The 18,681-nt window shown below is 53.2% G+C and carries 18 protein-coding genes; 17 read left to right on the top strand and 1 reads right to left on the bottom strand.

Translation table 11 applies throughout. The features are described 5' to 3' along the window. Window positions 1-144 precede the first annotated feature (144 nt). Window positions 145-429, top strand: coding sequence for a DUF5665 domain-containing protein (locus tag KZ483_RS19700; protein WP_258881756.1), 285 nt, complete (start codon window positions 145-147; stop codon window positions 427-429). 17 nt (window positions 430-446) lie between these two features. Here KZ483_RS19700 and KZ483_RS19695 read toward each other — a convergent pair whose 3' ends face one another. Next, on the bottom strand, window positions 447-1,160 hold the full coding sequence (locus KZ483_RS19695; protein WP_220349275.1) for a TraR/DksA C4-type zinc finger protein: 714 nt from the start codon (window positions 1,158-1,160) through the stop codon (window positions 447-449). Between the two features lie 193 nt (window positions 1,161-1,353). On the opposite strand from KZ483_RS19695, the gene lspA reads away from it, so the two are divergent. From lspA to KZ483_RS19615, 16 genes are all read left to right on the top strand, one after another. Then, complete coding sequence (lspA, locus tag KZ483_RS19690; protein ID WP_258881338.1) at window positions 1,354-1,881, top strand: signal peptidase II; 528 nt, start codon at window positions 1,354-1,356, stop codon at window positions 1,879-1,881. Further along, window positions 1,841-2,797: an RluA family pseudouridine synthase gene (locus tag KZ483_RS19685; RefSeq protein ID WP_220349273.1), complete on the top strand. Its 957-nt coding sequence runs from the start codon at window positions 1,841-1,843 to the stop codon at window positions 2,795-2,797. The genes lspA and KZ483_RS19685 overlap by 41 nt, the downstream gene beginning before the upstream one ends. A 119-nt stretch (window positions 2,798-2,916) precedes the next feature. Continuing rightward, the gene (locus KZ483_RS19680; protein ID WP_220349272.1) at window positions 2,917-4,152 is read left to right on the top strand and encodes an LL-diaminopimelate aminotransferase; all 1,236 of its coding nucleotides are present in this window, start codon (window positions 2,917-2,919) and stop codon (window positions 4,150-4,152) included. Between the two features lie 327 nt (window positions 4,153-4,479). Further along, window positions 4,480-5,064: a bifunctional pyr operon transcriptional regulator/uracil phosphoribosyltransferase PyrR gene (gene pyrR / locus KZ483_RS19675; RefSeq protein WP_220349271.1), complete on the top strand. Its 585-nt coding sequence runs from the start codon at window positions 4,480-4,482 to the stop codon at window positions 5,062-5,064. Further along, window positions 5,061-5,960, top strand: coding sequence for an aspartate carbamoyltransferase catalytic subunit (locus KZ483_RS19670; RefSeq protein ID WP_220349270.1), 900 nt, complete (start codon window positions 5,061-5,063; stop codon window positions 5,958-5,960). Before pyrR ends, KZ483_RS19670 begins: the two co-directional genes overlap by 4 nt. Window positions 5,961-6,006: 46 nt before the next feature. Then, a complete protein-coding gene (locus KZ483_RS19665) occupies window positions 6,007-7,296 on the top strand; it encodes a dihydroorotase (RefSeq protein WP_220349269.1) in 1,290 nt (429 codons plus the stop codon). A gap of 117 nt (window positions 7,297-7,413) precedes the next feature. Next, complete coding sequence (carA, locus tag KZ483_RS19660) at window positions 7,414-8,559, top strand: glutamine-hydrolyzing carbamoyl-phosphate synthase small subunit (RefSeq protein WP_220349268.1); 1,146 nt, start codon at window positions 7,414-7,416, stop codon at window positions 8,557-8,559. Continuing rightward, window positions 8,546-11,758 (top strand): carbamoyl-phosphate synthase large subunit, encoded by a 3,213-nt coding sequence (carB, locus tag KZ483_RS19655; RefSeq protein WP_220349267.1) that lies wholly within the window; start codon window positions 8,546-8,548, stop codon window positions 11,756-11,758. Before carA ends, carB begins: the two co-directional genes overlap by 14 nt. A 152-nt stretch (window positions 11,759-11,910) precedes the next feature. Next, a complete protein-coding gene (gene pyrF, locus KZ483_RS19650) occupies window positions 11,911-12,645 on the top strand; it encodes an orotidine-5'-phosphate decarboxylase (protein WP_397376121.1) in 735 nt (244 codons plus the stop codon). A gap of 1 nt (window position 12,646) precedes the next feature. Beyond that, entirely contained in the window at window positions 12,647-13,294 is a 648-nt protein-coding gene (gene pyrE, locus KZ483_RS19645) for an orotate phosphoribosyltransferase (protein WP_220349266.1), read from the top strand. A 155-nt stretch (window positions 13,295-13,449) separates the two neighbouring features. Next, window positions 13,450-13,692, top strand: a complete 243-nt coding sequence (locus KZ483_RS19640) for a hypothetical protein (protein WP_220349265.1) — start codon at window positions 13,450-13,452, stop codon at window positions 13,690-13,692. A gap of 248 nt (window positions 13,693-13,940) precedes the next feature. Further along, window positions 13,941-15,011, top strand: coding sequence for an ABC transporter ATP-binding protein (locus KZ483_RS19635; RefSeq protein WP_220349264.1), 1,071 nt, complete (start codon window positions 13,941-13,943; stop codon window positions 15,009-15,011). After that, window positions 15,008-15,826, top strand: coding sequence for an ABC transporter permease (locus KZ483_RS19630; protein ID WP_220349263.1), 819 nt, complete (start codon window positions 15,008-15,010; stop codon window positions 15,824-15,826). The genes KZ483_RS19635 and KZ483_RS19630 overlap by 4 nt, the downstream gene beginning before the upstream one ends. Further along, entirely contained in the window at window positions 15,810-16,640 is an 831-nt protein-coding gene (locus tag KZ483_RS19625; protein ID WP_258881337.1) for an ABC transporter permease, read from the top strand. Before KZ483_RS19630 ends, KZ483_RS19625 begins: the two co-directional genes overlap by 17 nt. Before the next feature lie 221 nt (window positions 16,641-16,861). After that, the gene (locus tag KZ483_RS19620) at window positions 16,862-17,434 is read left to right on the top strand and encodes a hypothetical protein (protein WP_220349262.1); all 573 of its coding nucleotides are present in this window, start codon (window positions 16,862-16,864) and stop codon (window positions 17,432-17,434) included. Continuing rightward, entirely contained in the window at window positions 17,397-18,605 is a 1,209-nt protein-coding gene (locus KZ483_RS19615; RefSeq protein WP_220349261.1) for a methyl-accepting chemotaxis protein, read from the top strand. The genes KZ483_RS19620 and KZ483_RS19615 overlap by 38 nt, the downstream gene beginning before the upstream one ends. Window positions 18,606-18,681 lie beyond the last annotated feature (76 nt).

The raw sequence follows: 18,681 nt of genomic DNA, 5'->3' as shown, positions 1-18,681 counted from the left end.
GCTGCTTTGCCGCAGGGGGTTGCAGAATCCAATCGCTTAAGGCATCCAAGTGATGGTTCATGCAAGGCGACGGCCGTTTCTTCATACGTGGGAGGAATGAATTTGTCCGAGGAAACGAAGGACTTAGATGCGATCCGCCGCTCGATGGAGGCACTCGATCGACGGCTTAAGAAAGTGGCAGAAGACATGGAACAAGTGCAAATAGCCGATTATGTCCAATTGCTCAACCGTCCTTTTTCGCTTATATGGCGCAATATACTCGCCGGTACGGCAAGGGGGGTCGGCATCGCAATCGGTTTCACTTTTTTCGCCGCCACTATCGTTTACATCTTACAGATGCTGGGGAAATTGAATTTGCCGATTGTAGGCGATTATATCGCGGATATAGTCCGCATCGTGCAGCATCAGCTGGAGGGAAGCGTTCGCTAAAGGGGGAGGGCGGGAGGTTAATCCGGCTCCAACCCGCGGTCTCCTTCATTGTGCTCGATGTAATCGTAGTATTCTTTATTCCGTACGACACTGACGAATTTGCCTGTGATGTCGGTGGCAAGGAAGCTTTCAAGCGACTCCACATAGCCATCCTCTTCACCCGTTTCAATGCCAATCTCCTCATAAGATTCGACATTGCGGTTCTCGGACATGGCAGGGGAGTCGGAGTTTCCCCACCGTTCTACGATCTGCCAGGCGTCTTCTCCGTCAAAGGCGTTGTACTCGTCATGCTCATCCATACTGGACCGTCCGAACGGCGGCTTAAGAAACTGCTCCTCGACCGGCCTTCGATCGGAAACTTCCTGACGCGGAGAGTGGTCAACACAGTAAAGCGTATCAGGAACCGCCTGCAAACGCTCGAACGGAATTGGAGCGCCGCAGGTAAGGCAGGTGCCGTAATCGCCTTGATTCATCGCCGTTAATGCGGCAATAATCCGGGTTAGCCTCAAGTCCTCACGTTCAAGCAGCGAAATATCCTTTCCTCGCTCATAGGTTTCGGATGCGACGTCCGCGGGGTGGTTGTCGATCAGCGACAGCTCGCCAGTGTTGTCTCGCTGTGACGAGGCAAGCCCGTAATGCTCGTTATCCGAGAGCCGCTCTTCAGTCTCGGCTTTATCCTTTTCAAGGAGACCTCGGAGTTCATTTAGCTGATTGGGGGTAAGTTGTGTCATAAGCGCTTAAGCCCTCTTTCCTCATTCATCTGATGGTCAAAGCGATGACATTAGTTTTCGCTGCCGGGGTTAATTTTAATAAGGGCATCAATGGGAGTTATGATGATGCTGGGTGAGGTAAGTGCGGAGGGTGGGCGGCTGGTAGCGAATATGGGAATATGCTACAATGTTTGGGACAAGGGGGCATGATGATTTGAGATTTTATTATTACTGGATAGCATTATTCGTCTTTATAATCGACTTTGTAACGAAGAAAATTATCGAATACAAGCTCACGATCGGTGAACAAATCAATGTGCTCGGCGACGGCTTTTTCATTATTACCTCCGCGCGTAACCGGGGAGCGGCATTCGGAATTTTGCAGGAACAGACGATTTTCTTTATTTGCATAACGCTTATCGTCGTCGGAGGCATTGTTTGGTATTTGGAGAAAAACCGCCGGTCCGGCAGAGTGCTGATGCTGGTCGGACTCGGAATGGTGCTCGGAGGCGCTGTAGGCAATTTTCTCGATCGCGCATTGTACGGCGAAGTGGTCGACTTTTTGCAATTTACGTTCGGAAGCTACATTTTCCCTATATTCAATGTGGCCGATTCTGGTATCGTTTGCGGCGTAGGCCTGATATTGCTTGATTCCATCCTGTCCATGAAAAAAGAGAAAGAAAACGAGAACGGAGATTCCAATGAACGAAACGAATCAGTCGAAAAGCAGCCAATTCAGTGAGGAACAGCTTGAGTTCACGGCTGCCGAATCCGAAATCGGCGAGAGGCTTGACAAATATGTAACGGAAAGCCTTGAAGAAGGCGTGGTTTCACGGACGCAGGTGCAGGATTGGATCAAGACTGGTGCGGTCACTGTAAACGGCCGTCAAGTAAAACCCAATTACAAGCTCGCAGCTGCAGATATGGTCGTTATTGTCGTGCCTGAGCCTGAAACGGCCGTTATCGATCCGGAACCCATCCCGCTTGATATCGCTTATGAAGACGGAGATGTGATCGTCATCAACAAGCCGAGGGGGATGGTCGTACATCCTGCGCCGGGCCACTCTTCGGGTACGGTAGTCAATGCGCTCATGCACCATTGCAAGGATCTATCCGGTATCAATGGCGTAATGCGTCCGGGCATCGTGCACCGGATCGACAAGGACACATCGGGATTGCTGATGGCCGCGAAGAATGATCTTGCTCACTCTTCGTTGGCGGCACAGCTTAAAGACCATTCGGTAACGCGCAAATATATTGCGCTGGTACACGGTAACGTACCGCACGAGCACGGTACGGTGAATGCGCCGATCGGGCGCGATCCTCACGACCGCAAGCTGTTCACGGTCACGGAAAAGGGCAGCAAGCACGCGGTAACCCACTTTGCCGTGATGGAGCGTTTCGGTGATTATACTTTGCTGGAGCTGCAGCTGGAGACCGGAAGGACGCACCAAATTCGCGTACATATGAAGTATATCGGACACCCGCTGGCCGGCGATCCTGTTTACGGACGAAGCAAGACGATTGCCTTGAAAGGGCAGGCGCTGCATGCGGCCGTTCTGGGCTTCAATCACCCCCGCACAGGCGATTATATACAGTTTGAAGCGCCGCTTCCTGCCGACCTGGAGCGGGAGCTGGCGATACTAAGACAGCGTTAAGTGTGAAAAGTGCAAACTTTTCGCCATTTTCTTTATTATGTTGGATATGAGGAATACGCTATGATGATAGCAATTACAACTCCGAATAATGAACCACAGAAAGGTGAGAGTGAATCCGAATGACACAGATCAACAACAATTATTCCTTGCTGCAGGGCAGCTATCTGTTTTCCGAAATCGCCAAGCGGCGCACGAAATTTATCCAGGAAAATCCTAATGCGCAAATTATCAGCCTGGGGATCGGCGACGTAACTCGCGGCCTTCCCGATTCGGTTGTCCAAGCGATGCATAAGGCAGTGGACGAGCTGGCAAGCCCGGAAGCGTTCCGCGGCTACGGTCCGGAGCAGGGATACGATTTTCTTATTCAGGCCATTATCGAAAACGATTATAAGGCGCGGGGCATAGATATTGCGGTGAACGAGGTGTTCGTCAGCGACGGCTCGAAATGCGATGTAGGCAATATTCAGGAAATTTTCAGCCAGGATGCGGTTGTCGCGGTTCAGGATCCGGTATATCCGGTTTATGTCGACACGAATGTAATGGCAGGCCGTTCCGGGCAGTTTAATAAAGAAAAAAATCAATACGAGAACATTGTATACCTTCCGTGCAGCGCGGAGAACGATTTTACGCCAAGCCTGCCGGACCGTAAGGTCGATTTGATTTACTTATGCTATCCGAACAATCCGACCGGTATGACGCTGACCAAAGAAGAGCTCAAGCGCTGGGTTGATTATGCCAAAGCAAATAACTGTATCATATTGTACGACTCAGCTTATGAAGCGTTTATCCAGGAGAAAGATGTGCCGCGCAGCATTTATGAAATCGAAGGCGCCAAGGAAGTGGCGATCGAGTTCCGCAGCTTCTCGAAGACAGCCGGCTTCACCGGCGTTCGCTGCGCCTATACGGTTGTTCCCCGCGAACTGAAAGCGAAGGATGCGGAGGGCAATACTGTAACGGTAAACGATCTGTGGAACCGCCGCCATACGACGAAGTTCAATGGGGTTTCGTATGTGACTCAACGAGGCGCGGCTGCGATTTATTCGCCAGAAGGCAAGTCGCAAATAGCCTCCATTATCGACTATTACATGACTAACGCAGGCATTATCCGCGACGGATTGGCTTCGCTTGGCCTGGAAGTGTTCGGCGGGGTTAACGCACCTTACATTTGGCTCAAAACGCCAAACGGCCTCGATTCATGGGCTTTCTTCGACAAATTATTGTCGGAAGCGAAGATTGTGGGCACGCCGGGGGTCGGGTTCGGACAAAGCGGTCAAGGGTATTTCCGTCTGACTGCTTTCGGAAGCCGCGAAAATACGGAAAAAGCGGTTGAACGAATTACGAAATTAAGTCTGTAAGCGTGTAGACTCCACTTACGGCTCATGAAAAGATGAAATTGATAAGAAGTATTGACATCAATTGTCGAACGTGGGATAATTCTTTTGATAAACAGCAGTACCTTTAATTCAGTCCAGAGAGGCTGTCAAGGTAGCGTGAATAGTTGAATTCGAACGGTCGACGGGACTTACTGACGCTTGCTCCTTGGGCATAGGCGGCACTAGTCCGGGAGCGAACCGCCCGATTCACGAGAAAGTACGCACTCCTTGCGCTAGCCCGCAAGGAGTTTTTTTGTGGCGGAAATTGAGCAGCTTTGTTTGGATTCAAGGAGGAGGCGGATAAACCATATGGATGAGCAGCATCGTATCATCATGGACGAGACGGCAATCCGCCGGGCGCTTACGCGAATCGCCCATGAAATTGTCGAGAAGAACAAAGGCATCGACAATTGCCTGCTTGTCGGCATTCGAACACGCGGCATTTATTTGGCTGATCGGGTAGCCGAGCGGATCCGCGAAATCGAAGGCCTGCCGGTTGAAGTGAATGCGCTCGACATCACCCCTTACCGCGACGACCGTGGAGCGGTCAATCCATCAAGCGAGGCTGCGAAAGAGCAGACCGCTGCTTCATCGGGCGGGGCGGGCGGCGGGGTGCAAGTGCAGGACAAACGGGTAATTTTGTTTGATGATGTGCTTTACACCGGGCGCACGATAAGAGCCGCGATGGATGCGCTGATGGACTGCGGCAGGCCGCAGATGATTCAACTGGCGGTTCTTGTAGACCGGGGTCACCGGGAGCTTCCGATAAGGCCGGATTACGTGGGCAAGAACGTGCCGACCTCCAAGCAGGAACAGATCGAAGTGTCGCTTCAGGAAGTGGATCATGAAGATAAAGTGACCATAATCCATCAAAGGGGGGCAAGCTTAGAATGACGGCTGTAACGTTAAAGCAGCGCAGTTTGCTTGGCTTGAAGGAATTGGACAAAGAAGAAATCATGTCGATATTGAACCGTGCCGCATATTGGGAAGCTCAGCCGGAGAAAGTGCAGCCGGTGCTGCAGGGTAAATTTGTAGCCAACATGTTTTTTGAGAACAGTACGCGGACCCGGTTTTCGTTCGAGGTTGCGGAGAAGCGGCTTGGTGCCGAAGTATTAAACTTCTCAGCGGCCGTATCAAGCGTTCAAAAAGGCGAGTCCATCTACGACACGGTACGCACACTCGAGTCAATGGGAATCGATGCAGGGGTCATTCGGCTGAAGCCGATCGGCGTTCTGGCCGATCTAGCCACGAAGATCAAGGTGCCGCTAATCAATGCCGGGGACGGCAACAACGAGCACCCGACGCAAGGGCTGCTGGACTTGTATACGATGCGGAAGCAGTTCGGAGAGTTGAAGGGACTGACAGTCTCCATTATCGGGGACATCCTTCACAGCAGGGTGGCCAGATCCAATCTGTGGGCGCTTAAGAAGCTCGGCGCCAATGTCCGGTTCTGCGCCCCGCCGAATATGAAGGCACCGGAGCTCGAAGCTCCTTATATCGGCATAAACGAAGCATTGGAATCCGACGTCATCATGATGCTTCGCGTACAGCTGGAGAGACACGAGAACGGCATGATCAAGTCTGCCGAGGATTACCGGGAGCAATATGGATTGACGGCAGAGCGGGCCAAACGGATCGCGCCGCATGCGATCATCATGCATCCGGCACCGATCAACAGGAATGTCGAGATTGACGACGAGCTGGTGGAGCACCCGCAGTCGCGAATTTTCCCGCAAATGCAAAACGGCGTACCTGTTAGGATGGCCGTCATCGAGCGCGCGCTCGGATAACCAGAGGGAGCCGGATTGCAGGCACCGAAAGGAGAAATAAACGAAGATGTCATTATGGATATTAAACGGGCAAATTTGGAACGAGAGCTCGGGTCGGCTGGAAACGAAGCATGTGCGCATCGAGAACGGAATCATATCGGCATTTGCGGACGGGGCAGCCGATTCGCTTGATACAAGCGGACACGATATTATCGACGCGAAAGGCAGACTGGTATCCGCCGGTTTCATCGATATGCATGTCCACCTGCGCGAACCGGGTTTCGAATATAAAGAGGACATCGCAAGCGGTACGCGTTCCGCGGCGAAAGGCGGCTTTACGACCATCGCATGCATGCCGAATACAAGGCCGGTAACCGATACGCCGGATACAGTCCGGTACATACTGGACAAAGCAGACACCGAGGGGATCGTCAAGGTGCTGCCGTATGCGGCGATTACGAAGAACGAGCTTGGCCGGGAGCTGACTGATTTTGCAGCGCTGAAGGAAGCCGGGGCAATCGGGTTCACGGACGACGGCGTGGGCGTGCAAAACGCGCAGATGATGAAGAACGCGATGAATCTTGCCGCTTCCATCGGAATGCCGATCATCGCGCACTGCGAAGACGATTCGCTTGTCGAAGGATTGTACGTATCGGAAGGGAAATTCGCCGAGAAGCACGGCATTAAGGGCATTCCGAATGAATCGGAAGCGATTCACGTCGGCAGGGACATCCTGCTTGCGGAAGCGACTGGCGTTCACTATCACGTCTGCCATGTAAGCACCGAACAATCGGTGCGGCTGATCCGCCTGGCGAAACAGGTCGGTATTCGTGTAACCGCGGAGGTTTGCCCGCATCACTTGATTTTATCGGATGAGGACATTCCCGGGATGGATTCGAACTGGAAAATGAATCCTCCGCTTCGGACCCCCCGCGACGTCGAGGCGGTAATCGAAGGGCTTCAAGACGGAACGCTTGATATGATTGTGACGGACCATGCTCCGCATAGCGCGGAGGAGAAAGCGCGAGGTATGCAGCTTGCTCCGTTCGGCATCGTCGGGTTTGAGACGGCGTTCCCGCTTATGTACACGAAATTCGTACGCTCCGGCAAATGGACGCTAGGCTTCCTGCTGCAGCGCATGACCTCGGATCCGGCTCGGGTGTTCGGACTGAAAAGCGGACAGCTTGCGGTCGGCGCCCCTGCGGACATTACGATTGTCGATATCGATAACGAACGGGATGTTCAGCCGGAGACATTCGCTTCAAAAAGCAAAAATACGCCGTTTGGCGGTTGGAACTTATACGGTTGGCCGGTGCTGACGATGGTGGATGGCGCCGTTGTATGGTCGGAGCTTTAGGACATTAGACAAGTAACAGTTCAACTTAGATCAAGCTGATGCATACCGGGCGCAGCCTTCTGCGCGAGCCGAAGGCGTCCCGGGAAAGCAGAGCGAAAACCTTTAGGAGTGATACGGATGCAGGCGAGATTGTTATTGGAAGACGGTACGCTGTTCACGGGCCTCGGCTTCGGCGCAGAGGGTCAGTCAACCGGAGAAGTGGTGTTCAATACCGGGATTACAGGATATCAGGAGGTCATCTCCGATCCTTCCTACTGCGGGCAAATCGTAACGATGACCTATCCGCTTATCGGGAATTACGGCATTACGCGGAATGACTTTGAATCGGTCAGTCCTTTCATTCACGGCCTTGTCGTGCGTCGTCACGAGCCGGTTCCGAGCAACTGGCGCGCTGAATATACGATTGACCGGCTTCTGAAGGAATATGGAATCATCGGGATCAGCGAGATCGATACCCGGATGCTGACCCGTATTTTGCGCCACCACGGAACGATGAAGGGGATTATAACGACAGGTACGGAGCGCGTTGAAGAGCTGCAGGAACGGATGGGCATAACGCCTGTAATGACCGACCAGGTAGCCCGCACTTCAACGAAGAGCATCTTCTCGAGCCCGGGCGAAAGCGAACGGATCGTGCTTGTTGATTTCGGAGCGAAGAGCGGGATTCTGCGCGAGCTCACAAAGCGGGGATGCGACGTCATTGTCGTTCCGCACGATACGACAGCGGAGCAAATCCGCCGCCTGAAGCCGGACGGCATACAGCTCTCCAACGGCCCCGGGGATCCGAAAGACGTGCCGCATGCCGTCAAGATGATTAAAGAATTGCTCGGCGAATATCCGATCTTCGGCATTTGCCTTGGCCATCAACTGTTCGCGCTCGCTTGCGGCGCCGACACTTCGAAGCTGAAATTCGGCCATCGCGGTGGTAACCATCCTGTTAAGGATCTGGCGACAAACCGCTGCTACATCACTTCGCAAAATCATGGCTATACCGTGCTCGAGGAATCGGTACAGGATACGATGCTGGCCGTTACGCACATCAACAACAACGATCGCACGATCGAGGGATTGAAGCATAAGGTTCATCCGGCATTCTCGGTTCAATACCATCCGGAAGCGGCGCCTGGACCGTTCGACTCCAGTTACTTGTTCGACGAATTCCTGGAAATGATCCGCGATTACAAGAAAAACAACCCGCAGAGACCGCGTCAAGCCCAGCTTGCGGAGGCATTGAGAGGAGAACTGCAGTATGCCCAAAAATAACAAGCTCAAAAAAATTCTAGTCATCGGCTCCGGCCCGATTGTCATCGGACAGGCGGCGGAGTTCGACTATGCCGGTACCCAGGCTTGCCAGGCGCTCAGAGAAGAAGGCTATGAAGTCGTTCTGATCAACAGCAACCCCGCCACGATCATGACAGATACCAATATGGCTGATAAAGTTTACATCGAGCCGATCACGCTCGAATTCGTAACCCAAATAATCCGCCAGGAGCGTCCGGACGGCTTGCTTCCGACTCTGGGCGGTCAAACCGGCCTTAATATGGCGGTGGAGCTGGCCCGCGCGGGCGTGCTGGAGCGTGAAAACGTACAGCTGCTCGGTACGCAATTGACTGCGATCGAGCGTGCCGAAGACCGTGACCTGTTCCGCGATCTCATGCGTGAGCTGGAGCAGCCGGTACCGGAGAGCGTTATCGTTACGACCGTGCAGGAGGCCCTTGATTTCGCCAACGAGATCGGTTACCCGATCATCGTCCGTCCCGCTTATACGCTGGGAGGCACGGGCGGCGGCATTTGCTCCAATGAGGAAGAGCTGCTCGAAATCGTTGCTTCGGGTATTCGTTACAGCCCGATCAACCAGTGCCTGATCGAGAAATCGATCGCCGGGATGAAAGAAGTCGAGTACGAGGTTATGCGCGATGCCAACGACAACTGCATCGTGGTGTGCAACATGGAGAACTTCGATCCGGTCGGCGTTCATACGGGCGATTCGATCGTCGTTGCTCCAAGCCAGACGCTGTCGGACCGCGAGTACCAGATGCTTCGTTCGGCGTCACTCAAAATCATCCGCGCTCTGAGCATTGAGGGAGGCTGTAATGTCCAGTTCGCGCTTGACCCGAACAGCTATCAATATTATGTAATTGAAGTCAACCCGCGCGTAAGCCGTTCATCCGCGCTTGCTTCCAAAGCGACCGGTTATCCGATCGCCAAGATGGCGGCCAAAATCGCAGTCGGTTATACCCTTGACGAGCTTGTCAACCCGGTAACCGGACAAACCTATGCATGCTTCGAGCCGACGCTCGATTATATCGTATCCAAAATCCCGCGTTGGCCGTTTGATAAATTTACCTCGGCAAACCGCAAACTCGGCACCCAAATGAAAGCGACCGGCGAGGTAATGGCTATCGGCCGTACGTTCGAGGAGTCGATTCACAAAGCGGTTCGCTCGCTCGAGATCGGCGTTCACCGTCTTCACCTGAAGGATGCTTTCGAGCTGAGCGAAGAAACGCTTCGCATGCGTTTGCAGAAGCCGGACGATGAGCGGATGTTCCTTGTCGCCGAGGCGTTCCGTCGCGGCTACCAGCTGCAGGACATTCAGGATTTGACGAAAATCGACTGGTGGTTCCTTGATAAGATTGAAGGCATCGTTCGCTTTGAGGATGAACTGCGCCGTGCTCCCAAGCTTACGAATGAACTGCTTTACTCCGCCAAAAGAAAAGGCTTTTCCGACCGCTCCATCGCAGAGATCCGCCGCGAAGGCGGACATAAGGATTTCGCAAGCGAGCATGACGTGCGCGAGTTCCGCTTGGCGCAGGGACTGAAGCCGGTATACAAAATGGTAGACACATGCGCGGCCGAGTTTGAGGCTACGACGCCATACTATTACTCGACCTATGAAACAGAGAACGAAGTGACCGAGACAGCCAAGGAGAAAGTGCTGGTGCTGGGCTCGGGCCCAATCAGGATCGGTCAAGGGATCGAGTTTGACTACTCTACGGTTCATGCGGTATGGGCGATCCAGGACGCAGGATATGAAGCTGTCATTATCAACAACAACCCTGAGACGGTTTCTACGGACTTCTCGACCTCGGACCGTCTGTATTTCGAGCCTCTCTTCTTCGAGGACGTGATGAACGTTATCGAGCAGGAGAAGCCGATTGGCGTAATCGTACAATTCGGCGGTCAGACGGCGATCAATCTCGCAGCGCCGTTGACGAAAGCCGGCGTCCGCATTCTGGGCTCGAGCCTTGAGAGCATTGATGCCGCGGAAGACCGCAAAAAATTCGAAGCGCTGCTCAGAAAGCTGGACATTGCACAGCCGAAAGGAAAAACCGTGACTACAGTGGGCGAGGCGGTCGAAACCGCCGCCGGACTCGGTTATCCGGTGCTTGTTCGCCCGTCTTACGTCCTTGGCGGCCGCGCGATGGAGATCGTCTACTCCGATGACGAGCTGCTCAGCTACATGGAGCAGGCAGTGAAGATCAATCCGGAGCATCCGGTTCTCATCGACCGCTATATGCTTGGCAAAGAAGCCGAAGTCGATGCGATTTGCGACGGCGAGACGGTACTCATCCCCGGGATAATGGAGCATGTTGAGCGCGCCGGCGTCCACTCCGGCGACTCGATAGCGGTGTATCCGCCGCAGTCGCTAAGTGATAAGCAGAAGCAGCAAATGATCGACATAACGATAAAAATCGCCAAAGAGTTTAAAGTTATCGGTCTGGTCAACATTCAGTTCGTCATTTTTCAGGATGAAGTATATGTCATTGAAGTCAACCCGCGCTCGTCGCGCACGGTTCCGTTCTTAAGTAAAGTAACCAACATTCCGATGGCCAATCTGGCGACCAAAGCGATTCTGGGTAAAAAGCTCGCGAATCTCGGCTACACGGAAGGATTATGGCCGGAACAAGATTATGTGTCGGTTAAAGTGCCGGTATTCTCGTTCGCGAAGCTGCGCCGCGTCGACCCGACACTGACACCGGAGATGAAATCGACCGGCGAAGTCATGGGCCGCGATCAGCAGTACGCGAAGGCATTGTACAAAGGTCTCATCGGGGCAGGCATGCGCATTCCGCCGACCGGCTCGATCATCGCGACAGTTGCCGATAAAGATAAACCGGAAGCGCTCGAAATACTGCGCGGCTTTTACGATCTGGGCTACAATATCATAGCAACGGGCGGCACGGCGACATCGCTTGAAGAAGCCGGTCTGCGCGTCAAGCGCGTGAACAAACTGAGTGAAGGCTCACCGAACATTCTTGATCTGATCCGGGACGGTCAAGCCCACTTCGTCGTCAATACGCTTACGAAGGGCAAAACTCCCGAGCGCGACGGATTCCGCATCCGCCGTGAAGCGGTCGAGAACGGAGTCGTATGTATGACATCGCTGGATACGGTACGCGCCTTGCTCAATATGCTGCAGACGATCAACTTCTCGTCTCGCCCGATGCCGGTGCTTCTGTAAACAATCATCAACAGCCGGGCGGCCGAAACCGCCCGCGAAAGCCTGCCCCCAAGCAGGCTTTCGCCATGATTAGCTCTACTTTTGCTTGCCTATATCGTGCGCTCCGGCTCCAAGGGATGATGCATGCAGCAAATTTTTCAGGAGGTGTTTGAATGATTAAGCTGACTCGCGAGGAAGCGGCAGGACGCGTAATGGTAGCGCTTGACTACCCGGATGCGGCGGCTGCCGAAACTCTGCTGCGCAGCCTCGAGGGCATTCCCTGCTATATGAAGGTAGGCATGCAGCTGTTTTACGCCGCCGGTCCAGGCTTTGTCGCTTCGCTCAAGGAACGCGGCTACCGAGTGTTTCTGGATCTTAAAATGCACGATATCCCGAATACCGTCAAAGGCGGCGCGAACAGCGTCACTAAGCTGGGCGTCGATATCTTCAATGTACATGCGGCAGGCGGCATTCGCATGATGGAAGCGGCGCTTGAAGGGGTAGAAGCTGCCCTGGCCGGCTCTATCGGCCTTCAGCGGCCGACGGTCATAGCCGTCACTCAGCTGACCAGCACGAGCCGTTCGGTGCTGAACGACGAGATCGGCATAGCCGGCGCCGTTGAAGATACCGTGCTCCGGTATGCGCAGCTTGCAAGGCTTGCCGGCTTGGGCGGAGTCGTCGCATCCCCGCACGAAGTACAATCGATCAAAGCCGCCTGCGGCATCGCTTTTAAAACCGTTACTCCGGGCATCAGGCCTTCCGGCGCAGACGCAAACGACCAATCGCGTATTATGACGCCCCGCGAAGCGCTGGAGCGAGGTACCGACTATATGGTAATCGGCCGTCCCATTACCGCCGCCTCCGATCCTCGCGAGGCGATTGAATCCATCATTAAGGAGCTGCTGTAACATGACCACCCCCGTATTGGAACAACTGCCGGGCTTAATTGCCGAAGGACTGCTGAAAATCAATGCGGTTGCCCTCCGGCCCAGCGATCCGTTCACATGGACGTCCGGACTCAAATCGCCTATTTATTGCGACAACCGTCTCACGATGTCTTATCCGGAGATCCGTGAGCTGATCGCGGAGGGCTTCGCCGCCGTTATCCGCGAGCGTTATCCGGACTGCGAGGCAGTGGCGGGTATTGCGACTGGTGGAATTCCCCATGCCGCTTGGGTGGCGCAGAAGCTGAATCTGCCGATGCTGTATGTCAGGGATAAAGCGAAGGGGCACGGAAAAACGAATCAAATCGAAGGCTATTTCACACCCGGCCAAAAGGTCGTTCTCATCGAAGACCTGATCTCGACCGGCGGAAGCTCGCTTAAAGCCGCTATTGCAGTGCGTGAGGCCGGCTGCGAGGTTCAAGGGGTAGTGGCGATATTTACTTATGAATTCAAGCAGGCGGCCGATGCCTTCACTTCGGCAAATATTCCGCTTGCAACATTGTCCAACTACTCCGCGCTGATTGAAGTTGCCGTACGGAACGGCACTGTGCGCAGTGATGATGTGGGTCTGCTCCAATCATGGCGGGAGAACCCCCAAGCGTTCGGCGTTTAAGCTGTTATTCGAAGCAGAGTATGGAGAACATTTCTCCTGCCTGCTTTTTTTATTTGTTTCAATCACTCGCTCTTGGGGTAATAAGCTACAATTCTGCAGCATAAACTGCTTTATCCTACAGAGAGAATAAGAGAGTGAGAGAGAGGTTGAAGACCATGAATAACAATTTTGAACATTTGTTTGCCGCAACGGGCGACCTGCTGAACCGTGTACGGCTGTACGACCGGAATATGATAAAATCGGATGAAATCGTCGAGATGCATCAGGCATACCGCAGAATTGAAACCAAGATGAAACATATAGAGAACGAAGCCTGCCTGGAACGGGCCATTGAGAAGCTTCAGCAGATGAAGTACAGGCTGCTGACGATGATGGAAGATTTATTGTTTACTGCATAGGCTTAAGCGTGACAACAAAAAGTCTTGCCAGCCTGCGATTCCGATGATAATATGTTACATCAAACGGAAGGGTTTCTAGGGATCCGCTAACGGCGAACCAAGCGAAACCGGCAAATGACAATAAGTCACGCTACACCGTAGGGATTAAAAGACCTTCGGCAAGTTCCGCCTTACAATCAGGCGGCGCTCGCTGGAGGTCTTCTTTGCTTTACCATGGCAGAGCAACCGCAAGAGGGGACATGATCGGAATGATTGCATTGCAGACAAGCGGTTTATGTAAAAGCTTCCGGGTTAAGCGCAAGGAGGCGGGGTTATCGGGCAGCTTCCGAGCTCTGCTTAGACCGGAATGGGAGGAGAAGCTTGCTGTTCACGGCATTGATTTAACCGTTGACGCCGGGGAGATGGTAGCGTTCCTCGGACCGAACGGGGCCGGTAAATCGACGACGATTAAGATGCTGACCGGAATCCTCCATCCGACATCGGGCAGTGCGCAGGTACTCGGGCTGACCCCGTGGCGTGACAGAACTAAGCTGGCCTTCCGAATCGGTGCCGTATTCGGTCAAAAGTCGCAGCTTTGGTATCATCTGCCCCCCATCGATACATTTGACCTGATCAGCCGTATCTATGAGCTCAAGCGTGCAGACTATATCGCCAGACGCGATGATCTCATCGAGCGGTTCGAGCTCGGCCCATACCTGCATACTCCTGTCCGGAAGCTGTCGCTCGGGGAGAGAATGCGCTGCGAGATCGCCGTATCGTTCCTTCATCGGCCGCAGCTTCTGTTTCTTGATGAGCCGACGATTGGTCTGGATGTTGTGGTCAAACAGCGCATCCGCGAGCTGATCCGCGACTTAAACCGCGCTGAGGGAACGACCGTTTTCTTAACCTCGCATGACGCGGGCGACGTGGAAGAGCTTTGCGAACGGGCGGTCGTCATTCATCATGGCGGCATTTTACTGGATGCTCCTATAGACGTCTTAAAACGTGATGTGCTGAGCAGGAAGACGATTGCGCTGACGCTTGCCGAAGCAAACACGAACACGGGGGAGCCGCAAATTACGGGAACCGGGATTATACAAGCGGAGGGACGCCGTCTGAAGCTTTCGGTGGATTTGACGCAAACGGATATCGAAACAGTGCTCAGCGCGCTGCTTACACAGGTAAGGATTGAAGACGTAACGATTGAAGACCCGCCGCTCGAAGAGATCATTAAACATATATACGGCATGCGCCGTGACGGCACAGAGCCGCTGAGCCAGCATGTTGATAAGGGCGTTTATGCATTAACGGGCGCCCATGCGAAGGAGGCCGACATATGAACGGTTGGCTGCTGAAATGGTCGGCAAAGGGCCGCAAAATCGAGGCTGTGGCGCATATCACGGTTCGCCAGCAGTTGGCGTACAAGACGGATTTTATAATGCGGGCAGCGTTCCTGCTGTTAATTCTGTATGTTTTCATCCAGCTGTGGTCGGCTGCTTATGACGGCGACAGCGGGCGGGTCATCTCCGGGTTTACGCTTAAGCAAATCGTCTGGTATCTCGTGTTTACAGAGGCGCTTACGATGGCGGGTCCGGCCCTATGCGTCCGGATCGAAGAAGAGGTGAAGAACGGCGATATTGCAATCCGGCTTATCCGGCCGTTGTCATACGTCGGCTTCCATTACGTCTCTTATATGGCGGAAGCGGCGTTTCGGTTCGTTATCCATCTCGCGGCGGGAAGCGCAATTGCCTGGGCGTTTGTCGGCGCACCGGCATTCGGGCTCGGATGGCTTGGTTTGCTAGGGCTCAGCATCGGGGCGTTGACCCTGGCATTTCTGCTGAACGCGGCGGTAGCGCTCACCGCGTTCTGGGTCGAGGAGACACGCGGCATGGAATTCGTACTCCAGAAGCTCCAGTTCACGGTTGGCGGGATGCTGCTGCCGATCGATTTAATGCCTGAATGGCTGCAGCGGATATGCGCCTGGCTGCCGTTTCAGGCAGTGCTCTATTATCCCGCCCGGACGGCGGTTAATTTTCAAAGCTCGCAGCTGATGCCTCAATTTGCCGTTCAAGCGGCATGGATTGCCGTTATGGCAGCGGCAGTAGTGCTGATTTACCGGAGAGGAGTGGCGAAGCTTCATGTCAATGGAGGATAATATGCAGCGTATAGGCGCTGCAGCGAAGCTGACGGCGATTTTGCGATTTCTGGCTACTTGTTGGAAGGTCAACCTGTCCTCCGCGATGGAATACCGGGCAAGCTTTTTGCTGATGGCTGGCATGATGTTCCTTAACAATTTCATGTGGCTGTTTTTTTGGAGCCTCTTCTTTAACCGGTTTCCATTGGTGAACGGCTGGGGACTGCATGATGTGATGATGCTGTGGGCGCTCGGCGCAGGCGGCTTCGGCTGGGCGAACATACTGTTCGGCAATTTCCACCGGATCGCGGGCATCGTTGCCGGGGGCCAGCTTGACGTTTATCTGTCGCAGCCAAAGCCGGTACTGCTGCATGTCATCGCAAGCCGGATGTCAGTGACGGCTATCGGCGATTTCGCTTTCGGAATCGCTGTCTATTTGTGGGTTGGGGATCATTCGCTTACCGGCGCAGTTCTGTACCTCTTCGGTCTGTTGATAAGCGGCGCGCTGTTTATGGCAGTGATGATCATTGCAGGCTGCTGCTCTTTCTTTATCGGCAGCTCGGAAGGGATTGCGCAGCAGGTATTGAACGGCTTTCTCGCGCTGACGACGTACCCGGCGGACATATTTCGAGGTGCTGCCCGGCTGCTGCTGTTCTCGCTCGTACCGGCAGGATTCATCAGCTACCTGCCGATCGGGCTGCTGAAGCACTTTGACCCATGGTTCGTCAGCGGCGCAATCGGCACAACGCTCCTGTTCAGCGTAATCGCTGTATTGTTCTTTCAGGCAGGTCTGAGGCGTTATACGTCGGGCAATGCGATAGCCATGAGAAGCTGACGGAGGTATATGTCCAATCCTCATCGCGGAATTTTACAAGACCATAAGAGCCGGCAGCCTGACAGATGGCTGTCGGTTTTTTACATTTTGTGGGTATGAAAAGCTAAATAATTATATAATTGGATCTTGCTATACGCTTTCACCTCATTTTTTACGATAAAACAATAAACAGCTTTTGATGAGGCAGCGACATTGAGAAAAAACAAAAAAGGATGATGGTCATGACAAAGAGAAAATTCGCCCTGTCGTTACGTGTTAAGCTGCTGCTTCTGGTCGCTTTCCCGATTTTAATGTATGTTTGCAGCACTTTGTATTGGACCCATACTTACGAGAGTGATGTCACTAAACTTTCTAAGACATTGTTTGAAACGACGTACAAGGTCAACACTCTGATCTTGAACGCGGACCGAGACCTGTATCAATCGCTTACGGCGTACCAGGCGGTTGGTTCCCCCGGCTTGGATGCCGAAACCAAAAAACAGATGAAGCAGGATATGGCCTCTAATGCAGAGCAGGCATCCGACCGCATTGAGCAAGCTATCGGCATTATAAGCGATAATGGACTTCTTGAACTGAAAAAGAAGGGCGGCGATACCTCGATATCATCCATCGCGGCAGCTTTCAGAGCCGATTTTCCGGTCTGGCTGGGTCTGGCTGTCAAAGGAATTGAGACGGGCAGCAATACGGTTTATGACAAGAAGCTGATGGATCAATTCGGTAAAGCGCGGGAAGGCATCAATATTATCGGAGAAATTCTTGAGGAGCACGCGGCCGGCGAAATCGTCGGTATTTAATAAAAATAAAGATTCACTCGTAAAATCCAGTTCTACCGCCCTTGTCGTTTGTTTGCTGATTACCCTGTTGATCGCCTTTATCATTATCAGAAAGATATCCAGAACGGCAAAGTACGTGCTCCAGCTGACCAACGCCGTTTCTGTGGGTGACTTAAGAGATTGTCCTACGATTAAGCATAGCGGCGACGAACTCGGCAAGATCGCGCATTCGATTATCCTTATGAAGTGCAGTGTGAGGAAGCTTATTCTTACAATCTCGGACAATGCGCTGCAGGTAAGCGCCGCTTCGGAACAGATGAATACTTCCTCAAGGCAGTCGGCCACGGCCGCGGCTCAAATTGCAGCGGATATCATTGAGGTGAACGAAGGTATTGAGATACAGGCAAAAGGAGCGGAAGAATCGGCCCGGGCCATTGATGAGATGGCTGTGGGAATCGGACGGATGGCGGAGAACACCTCTAACATTTCCGATTACTCCATAAAAACCTCGAATGACGCCGAACAAGGACAGGAAGAGCTTGACCGGCTGGATGCGCAAATGGAAGGAATCAAGGTAGTCATCGAGAAGCTTGCCGGTATCGTAACCAAATTGAACGAGCGGTCGAACGAGATTGGATCAATAGCGGAGAATATTACATCATTCTCGAACCAAACGAGCATTCTGTCCCTAAACGCTTCGATCGAAGCAGCCAGAGCGGGTGAACACGGGCGAGGGTTTGCCGTTGTGGCGGGCGAAATCCGCAAATTGGCTGCCCAGTCGCTGCAATCGGTCGATATCATCAATCAATTGGTAACATCGACGCAGGGCGAAATGGCGCATGCATCGGATGTTATGGATGCAACGCTTGGTGAAGTCGCCAAGGGCGGGGAGTTGATGAAGAAGGTGAATGAAAGCTTCACCCTGATCCGTGATTCCATCCAGAGCATAGCCGCGCAAATTCATGACAACTCTGCGATCACGGAGGAGATGTCTGCCAGCTCAGAGGAAGTGAGCGCAACGATGGAGCAGTCGGCGCATGCCGCCCAGAACAATTTAAGCAGCACCCAGAATGTTGCCGCAGCAACGCAGGAACAGCTTGCGCTAATGGAAGAGATAGAACGTTCCGCCATCCATCTGCAGGACATTGTAAGCGAGCTGGATCGCTCGGTTTCTACATTTGTCATTCGCTAATCCAACAATAGAGCTCTTATGTACGACAAGCGAATTAATTCCGCTTTTGTGCATAAGAGCTTTTTTTACCAAATTT

The organism is Paenibacillus sp. sptzw28, from assembly GCF_019550795.1.
In the GTDB taxonomy this organism is placed as follows: domain Bacteria; phylum Bacillota; class Bacilli; order Paenibacillales; family Paenibacillaceae; genus Paenibacillus_Z.
This window is presented reverse-complemented; position numbering and strand designations above follow the sequence as displayed.